Here is a 7,152-nt window from a genome sequence, read left to right as displayed (position 1 = left end):
CTTCGTCGATGAAGAAGGTCACGTCCGAACGATCCAGAGCGTCGCTGATATATACCGGAAGCAACAAACCCTGGTGTTGCTCGTACCCCTTGAAATCGCCTCTCTCACCCATCCTCGCCATGCTAGCGCGCGAGAGAGTCTTGGGTCAGGCTCCTAGCCCGCGTGCACGAGCAGGCTGCGCCCCGTCATCTCGCGCGGCACCGGCAGGCGCAGCAGCTCGCAGAGACTCGGGGCGACGTCGGAGAGCCCGCCGTCGCGAAGACCGACCGCGCGCGGATCGCGGCTGACCCACCAGATCGGAACCGGATTGGTGGTGTGCGCGGTGTGCGGCTCGCCGGTCGTGGGATCGATCAGCTGCTCGATGTTCCCGTGGTCGGCGGTGATCAGAAGCGAGCCGCCGCGATCGAGCACCGCCTCGCAGAGCCGCGCCAGGCACGCGTCCACCGTCTCGACCGCCGCGACACCGGCGGGGATCACCCCGGTGTGCCCGACCATGTCGGGATTGGCGTAGTTCACCAGCACGAAGCGGTAGTCGTGCGCTTGCAGCGCCGAGAGCAGCGCGTCCGTCACGGCGACCGCGCTCATCTCGGGCTTCAGGTCGTAGGTGGGCACGTCGCGGGGCGACGGAATCAGCGTGCGATCCTCGCGATCGAACGGCTGCTCGCGTCCGCCGTTGAAGAAGTAGGTCACGTGCGCGTACTTCTCGGTCTCGGCGATGCGCAGCTGGCGCGCGCCCGAGCTCGCGACGATCTCGCCGAAGCTCGCGTTCACCGCGTACGAGCCGAACACGACCGGCAGTCCGAAGGTCTCGTCGTATTCGGTGAGCGTCGCGAAGAGTGACGGCCGCACGATCGGCAGCGCGGAAACCTCGTCGCCGAGCTTCTCGGGCCGCACGCGGGTGATCGCGTTGGTGAGCTCGCGCGCGCGGTCCGCGCGGAAGTTTACGAAGAGCACGGCGTCGCCGTCGCGAAGCGCCGGGCCGCCCGCGATCACCGACGGGGCGATGAACTCGTCGCCCTCGCCCGCGGCCCAGCCGCGCTCGACGGCTTCCAGGGCCGATGCGCACTCGCGTCCCTCGCGCGCGACGATCGCCCGGTACGCGCGCGCGACGCGATCCCAGCGCTTGTCGCGGTCCATCGCCCAGTAGCGACCGGAGAGCGTGGCGATGCAGCCGCCGAGCTCGCGGCAGCGCGCCTCGAGCGGTGCCACGAAGTCGCGTGCGCAACGCGGGGCGGTGTCGCGCCCGTCGGTGAACGCGTGCAGGATCGGCCGGATCCTCCGCTCGGCGAGAAGCCGCAGGATTCCGTACACGTGCTCGAGCGAGCTGTGCACGCCGCCGTCGGAGACGAGCCCCATCAGGTGCAAGGCGCGCCCGGCGCGCTCGGCCGCCGCGAGCACCTGCTGGATCGCCGACAGCCCCGCGAGCTCGCCGGCGTCGATCGCCTTCTTGATGCGCACGATGTCCATGTCGATGATCCGGCCCGCGCCCAGCGTCATGTGGCCGACCTCGGAGTTGCCCATCTGCCCGTCGGGAAGGCCGACCGCCGCCCCCGAGGTCTCGATCCGCGCGCTCGGACAATTCGCGCGAAGCTTCGCGAAGAACGGCGCGTTCGCGAGCTCGGTGGCGTCGCCGGGGCCGCCATGGCCCAGGCCGAAGCCGTCGAGTACGACCAGCACGACGGGGCCGGTCGCGCTCACAGCGCAGCTCCGGCCGCGTGCTCGACGGGGAGCTCCTCGGCGTCGCCCCAGAGCCGCTCCAGGCCGAAGAACTCGCGCTGCTCCTCCTGGAAGACGTGCACCACAACGTCGCCCAGGTCGACCAGGACCCAGGTGCCGATCGGCTTGCCCTCGATGCCGCGCGGCTTCGCGCCGCTCTGCAGCGCGGCGTCGATCGCCGCCTCCGCGAGCGTGCGGACGTGGCGGGCGGACGTGCCCGTCGCGAGCACGAAGTAGTCCGCGAAGCCGCAGACACCGCGCAGATCGAGCACGCGCACCTCCAAGCCTTTCTTGTCGTCGAGCGCCGAGGCGAGTCGCAGGGCCAGCTGTCGTGCCGTCAATCGTCCTCCTTCTCTCGATAGAGTTGATGCTTCCGGACGTACTCGAGCACCTCGTCGGGGACGAGGTACCGGATCGAAGCTCCGCGGGCGACCCGCCGGCGGATGTCGGACGCCGAAATCGAAAGCGGGGTGAACGGAACCGCGCGCAGCTCGCTTCCGCACTCGTGGACCAAGCCGTCTGGCCCGTCGCGAAACGCGCGCAAGAGCGTTGCCGGCAGCAGGTCGCGAAGCCGCTGCGCGTGCCCCGGCCGCGTCGCCACGGCGAAGTGGGCCAGCGTGAAGAGCCGCTCCGGCTCGCGCCAGCTCTCGAGATCGGCCAGCGTGTCCGCGCCGACGATGAACCAGAGCTCGGCGGCGGGCGTCCGCGCGCGAAGCTCGGCCAGCGTGTCGACGCTGTAGCTCGGCCCGGCGCGGAGCAGCTCGAGGTCGCAGACCTCGAGCGCAGGATTTCCGGAGCAGGCGCGGCGGACCATCTCGAGCCGCTGCGCCGCCGGCGCGATTTCCGCGCGCTTCAGCGGCGGATCGCCGGCAGGCACGAGCAGGACCCGCTCTAGCGAGAGCGCCTCGCGCATCTCCTCGGCGAGCCGGAGATGCGCAAGATGGATCGGATTGAAGGTTCCGCCGAGAACGCCGAGCTTCACTCGAGGATCGTTCCCTCACCGTACGCGATGAACTTCTGCGTGGTGAGTCCCTCCAGGCCCATCGGGCCGTACCAGTGCATCTTCGTGGTCGAGACGCCGACCTCGGCGCCCAGACCGAGCTGGAATCCGTCCGCGAAGCGCGTGCTCGCGTTCACGAACACCGAGCTCGAGTTCACGCGGCGCAGGAAGGCCCGCGCGCGCGTCACGTCCTGCGTGACGATCGTCTCGGTGTGATTGGAGCCGTAGCGGCGGATGTGGTCGATCGCCTGGTCGAGCGAGTCGACCATTCGCACCGACATCGTCCTGGCCAGCCACTCGGTCCGGTAGTCCTGCTCGCTCGCCGCGCGCGCCGACGGGAACTCCGCGCGCGTGCGCTCGCAGGCGCGAAGCTCGACGCCGTGCGCGGCCAGCGCGCCCAGCACGTCGGGCAGCACGGTCTTCGCGAGCTTCGCGTGGATCAGCAGCGTCTCCGCCGCGTTGCAGACCGAGACGCGCTGGCACTTCGAGTTCAGCGCGATCTCTCGCGCCATCTTGGGCTCGGCGAACTCGTCCAGGTAGACGTGGCAGATGCCGTTGTAGTGCTTGATCACCGGAATGCGCGACTTCTCGGCGACGCGCCGGATCAGGCTCTCGCCCCCGCGCGGGATCACCAGGTCGATCTCGCCCTCGCGCTCGAGCAGCGCGTCGACGATCTCGCGCTCCGTGGTCGGCACCAGCTGCAGCGCATCCTCGGGCACGCCCGCCTCGGCGAACGCGCCGCGCAGCACGCCGGCGAGGGCGCGGTTGGAGTGGATCGCCTCCGAACCGCCGCGCAGGATCGTCGCGTTGCCGCTCTTCAGGCACAGCGCCGCGACGTCGGCCGTCACGTTCGGGCGCGACTCGTAGATCACCAGGATCACGCCGAGCGGAATCCGCATCCGCCCGACCTGCAGGCCGCTCGGCCGGTTCCACATCCGCGTCACCTCGCCGACCGGATCGGGAAGCGCCGCGACCTCGCGCAGCCCGTTTGCGATCGCTGCGATCCGCCCGGCGTCGAGCGCGAGCCGGTCGAGCATGGCCGCGTCGAGCCCGCGAGCGCGGCCTGCCTCGAGGTCGCGCGCGTTCTCGCGAACGATCGCGGCGGACGACGCCTCGAGCCGGTCGGCCGCGAGCCGCAGCGCGGCGTCCTTCGGATCGCTCGCAAGCTCCGCCACCCGCTCCGAGGCGGCCTTGGCGCGACGCGTCAGCTCCGTAACGAGCTCGGTGGGGCTCATCCTGGCCTCTATCTTAGCGGCATTCCCGCCCCCCGGGCGAAGCCGCCCTCTGCACGGCGTGGCCGACCGGCAACTGGCCCCGGAAGCCGCGGGCCGGGCAGGTCGCGACCACCCGACACCGAAAAGTGAAGGATTTCCGGAGATCGCCACGGCGCAATCGCCCGCGACCACCTGCCTTTCGGGGACAAGCCGGAGGGAAGATGACTCGCTTCCTGGTCGTCGCGCTCGCAATCGCAGGCTCACTCGGTCTTGGCTCGGTCTCTCTGGCCGCGCCGGTCACGTTCGACCTGACGGGCGTCGTCGGCTGGTGGTCCCGGAGCACGGACGCCAATGCGTCGATCCCGGGGCCCCCGACGAACGGGGGCCCATGCGTGGGCATGAGCACACCTTCCTACGGGGGCTGCTTTCGCTACGCGTTCGAGCCGGGGAGCTCGCTCGCGATCGACATCACGGGCAACACTGTGACGATGCTCGGCGGGACGCTCGGCATCCATGCCGTAACTCCGCTCGTCTTCGGAACGATCGTGCTGGAGACCAGCTTCACGACGACCGTCGCTCCCGGAGCCACCGGGACGCTCGACCGCGACGTCATTCTGTGGGCGACCCTCGCGGACTACACGACCGAGGGCACGATCAACTGCACGGGCGCCAATTGCGGCATGATCTTGCATCCCGGTGTGCCGATCCCTCTGGACCCGTACTGGAACTGGATCACGGACAGCACGCCGACGAATGCGCTGGGGCTCGGCCTCTGGGTGCTGAATGCGGCGCACGACCAGCTGGTCGTCTCGACGACTGCGTTCACGCAAAGATCGAACGCGGCCGGGGTCCCGGACCCATGCAGCGCGGGCTTCACCTTCGGTTCTTACTCATTTGTCTACGGCGAGTATCCCGACCCGATCCCGACGACCGGCTGCCCAGTCCCGGAGCCCGGCCCCGCCGTGCTGCTGCTGCTCGGACTCGGCGCCCTCGCGCTGCACTCGCTCGACTTCTCGAGGCTCGGCAAGCTCTACGGGGCGACCCGAACCAGATAGCCGCTCGCGGAGACCTCGGCCGAGATCTGCTCGATCAGCACCGCAGCCTCGCGGGCACGTGAATCGAAGCTGTCTCATGCCGCCGCGCAGCCGGTCCGCCGCGTGTCGGGACCTGGCCCGTCAGCCGCTAGCCCTCTCCGACACCTTGAGTTTTCTAAAGCGCAACTTTAGATTCCTCAAACATGCGATTCGCCCCTCGAGATCTCGCTCCCGAGCTCCGGCGCGCCCTGAAGGCGTTTCCGGCGCTCGTGCTCACCGGACCGCGGCGCGCCGGGAAGACGTCGTTGCTCCGCAGGCTCTTCCCGCGCGCCAGCTACTTCCTTCTCGAGGACCCGGACGTCGTCGCGCGGCTGCGCTCGGATCCGCAGGGCTTTCTCGACGCGGTGCGGACGCCTGCGATCCTCGACGAAGTGCAGAACGTGCCGGAGGTGTTCTCGTACGTGCGCACGCGGATCGATCGCAGCCCGGGTCGCAAAGGACAGTGGCTTCTCACCGGCTCGCAGGAGGCGCCGCTGATGCAAGGCGTGACGGAGTCGATGGCCGGCCGCGCCGCGGTGCTGCAGCTGCTGCCGCTCTCGGCGCGCGAGTCGCCCCGCGTGACGCTCCTACAAGGCGGCTATCCCGAGGCGGTTTCGAGCCCGGCACGAGCGGGACTGTGGTTCAGCTCGTACGTGCAGACGTACCTCGAGCGAGACGTGCGGGCGGTGACAGCGGTGCGGGATCTCTCGACCTTCCGGCGCTTCCTCTCCCTGCTCGCAGCGCGACACGGCCAGGTTCTGAACAAGAGTGACATCGCAGCGCCGCTCGGGGTCAGCGTCCCCACGGTCGGCCAATGGCTCGGCGTGCTCGAGACGACCGCGCAGATCCTGATCGTCCCGCCGTTCTACGAGAACCTGGGCAAGCGACTCATCAAATCGCCCAAGGTGTTCATCGCCGACTCGGGCCTCGCCTGCCATCTGCTCGGGATCGAGACGGCGCGCGAGCTCGCGAAGTCGCCGTTCCTCGGCGCGCTCTTCGAGGGCTTCGTCGCCTCTGAGATCGTGAAGCATCAGGTCAATCACGCGCGCCGGCGCGAGCTCTACTACTTTCGGGACGAGCAGGGTCTGGAGGTCGACTTCATCGTGCCGGGCCGCGCCGGCCGCATCACGCTCGTCGAGTGCAAGGCGGGCAAGACAGTTGTTCCGGCAATGGCGTCAGCGCTGCAACGGCTCGGCGCGGCATTTCGCAAGCGCCGCGGCGCGCCGGCAGGTGGCGCCCGAATGCTGCTCGTGCACCAGCGACCGAAGGCGGGAACCTCGACCCAGGCGCTGGCGCCCGGTGTCCGCGCGCTCGCCTGGGAGGATCTGGTCGACGAGCTCTAGAAGCGCGAGGAAATACGTTTTTCCATCGACATGGGCTGCCCCGCACCCCGGGGTTCCACCCTCGTCTCTTGTTCGAGTCGTCAGGCGCGCTGAGAACGGCCGACCGCTCTCAGAGCGCGGCGCTGAAGGGGTGGCATGCTCGGCGCTGGCAAGACCCACCTCGCCATCGCGCTCGGTGTGCGCGCCGCCGAGAATGCGTTCTCGGTTGCGTTCTATCGGCTCGAGGATCTCTTCGCGGCGCTCGAGCGCGCCGCCGATGTTCCCCCGCAGCGACTGCGCCAGTGCAAGCACATCAACCTTGCACTGCCCGTCATCGACGGGTCAGGCCTTGAGCCCATGACCTAGGAGGCGAGCCTGTTCTTCCTGCTGGTATTCCACCGCTGCGGCCGCGGCTCGATCCTGATCACCACCAACATGCGGCGCTCGCCGGCGACGAGGTGCTCGCGGCGGCGATCCTCGATCGCCCGCTCCACCACCGTCACGTGCTCAACAGCTCCGGTCGCCTATACCTGTTGCGCGCTCTTGAGCGGGCTACGGCCAACGGCGCGAAAAGCTAGGAAGAACCGAGGGAGCCGGAGTTCCCCCCGGGTCTCGGGTAGACGGCAGGATTTCGATCCAAGATTGGAGGCCTGGAAAAGAAGGTGTCCTCATAATGCGGAAGAGATGATGTCCCTGGACAATTCGAAGGAGATCAGCCGGATGGTCGCCGCGACGAGCAGCGAGCTCGACGCGTGGCGCGAGCGCGACTTGCGCGCGACGAAGTACAAGTTCCTGTACTTGGACGGCGCGAACTTCTCGGTGCGCCG

The 7,152-nt window shown here is 69.1% G+C and carries 8 protein-coding genes; 4 read left to right on the top strand and 4 right to left on the bottom strand.

What is annotated here, in order from left to right; all coding sequences use genetic code 11:
• Positions 1–153: 153 nt before the first annotated feature.
• The 4 genes from FJ108_17350 to FJ108_17335 are packed head-to-tail and all read right to left on the bottom strand — an operon-like array spanning position 154 to position 3,951.
• Positions 154–1,698: a 2,3-bisphosphoglycerate-independent phosphoglycerate mutase gene (locus FJ108_17350; GenBank protein ID MBM4337656.1), complete on the bottom strand. Its 1,545-nt coding sequence runs from the start codon at positions 1,696–1,698 to the stop codon at positions 154–156.
• A complete protein-coding gene (gene rsfS, locus FJ108_17345; GenBank protein MBM4337655.1) occupies positions 1,695–2,042 on the bottom strand; it encodes a ribosome silencing factor in 348 nt (115 codons plus the stop codon). Before rsfS ends, FJ108_17350 begins: the two co-directional genes overlap by 4 nt.
• An 11-nt stretch (positions 2,043–2,053) precedes the next feature.
• A complete protein-coding gene (locus FJ108_17340; protein ID MBM4337654.1) occupies positions 2,054–2,698 on the bottom strand; it encodes a nicotinate-nucleotide adenylyltransferase in 645 nt (214 codons plus the stop codon).
• Positions 2,695–3,951 carry a glutamate-5-semialdehyde dehydrogenase gene (locus FJ108_17335; GenBank protein ID MBM4337653.1) on the bottom strand — a complete coding sequence of 419 codons (1,257 nt, stop codon included), beginning with the start codon at positions 3,949–3,951 and terminating at the stop codon, positions 2,695–2,697. The genes FJ108_17340 and FJ108_17335 overlap by 4 nt, the downstream gene beginning before the upstream one ends.
• A gap of 200 nt (positions 3,952–4,151) precedes the next feature.
• Between FJ108_17335 and FJ108_17330 the strand changes: the two genes are divergently transcribed.
• The 4 genes from FJ108_17330 to FJ108_17315 form a co-directional block, all read left to right on the top strand.
• Positions 4,152–4,985 carry a hypothetical protein gene (locus FJ108_17330; protein ID MBM4337652.1) on the top strand — a complete coding sequence of 278 codons (834 nt, stop codon included), beginning with the start codon at positions 4,152–4,154 and terminating at the stop codon, positions 4,983–4,985.
• 182 nt (positions 4,986–5,167) lie between these two features.
• Entirely contained in the window at positions 5,168–6,346 is a 1,179-nt protein-coding gene (locus FJ108_17325) for an ATP-binding protein (protein ID MBM4337651.1), read from the top strand.
• 135 nt (positions 6,347–6,481) lie between these two features.
• The gene (locus FJ108_17320) at positions 6,482–6,691 is read left to right on the top strand and encodes a hypothetical protein (GenBank protein ID MBM4337650.1); all 210 of its coding nucleotides are present in this window, start codon (positions 6,482–6,484) and stop codon (positions 6,689–6,691) included.
• 69 nt (positions 6,692–6,760) lie between these two features.
• Positions 6,761–7,152, top strand: a 392-nt coding sequence (locus FJ108_17315) for a hypothetical protein (protein MBM4337649.1), incomplete at its 3' end; no start/stop codon positions are given.

The sequence above is a fragment of the Deltaproteobacteria bacterium genome, assembly GCA_016875225.1.
GTDB lineage: Bacteria > Myxococcota_A > UBA9160 > SZUA-336 > SZUA-336 > VGRW01.
This window is presented reverse-complemented; position numbering and strand designations above follow the sequence as displayed.

What these genes read in the sequence shown, in the direction of transcription:
- FJ108_17330 (MBM4337652.1), top strand. Translation starts at nt 4,152, where the DNA reads ATGACTCGCTTCCTGGTCGTCGCGCTCGCAATCGCAGGCTCACTCGGT.
- FJ108_17320 (MBM4337650.1), top strand. Translation starts at nt 6,482, where the DNA reads ATGCTCGGCGCTGGCAAGACCCACCTCGCCATCGCGCTCGGTGTGCGC.
- FJ108_17335 (MBM4337653.1), bottom strand. Translation starts at nt 3,951, where the DNA reads ATGAGCCCCACCGAGCTCGTTACGGAGCTGACGCGTCGCGCCAAGGCC.
- FJ108_17325 (MBM4337651.1), top strand. Translation starts at nt 5,168, where the DNA reads ATGCGATTCGCCCCTCGAGATCTCGCTCCCGAGCTCCGGCGCGCCCTG.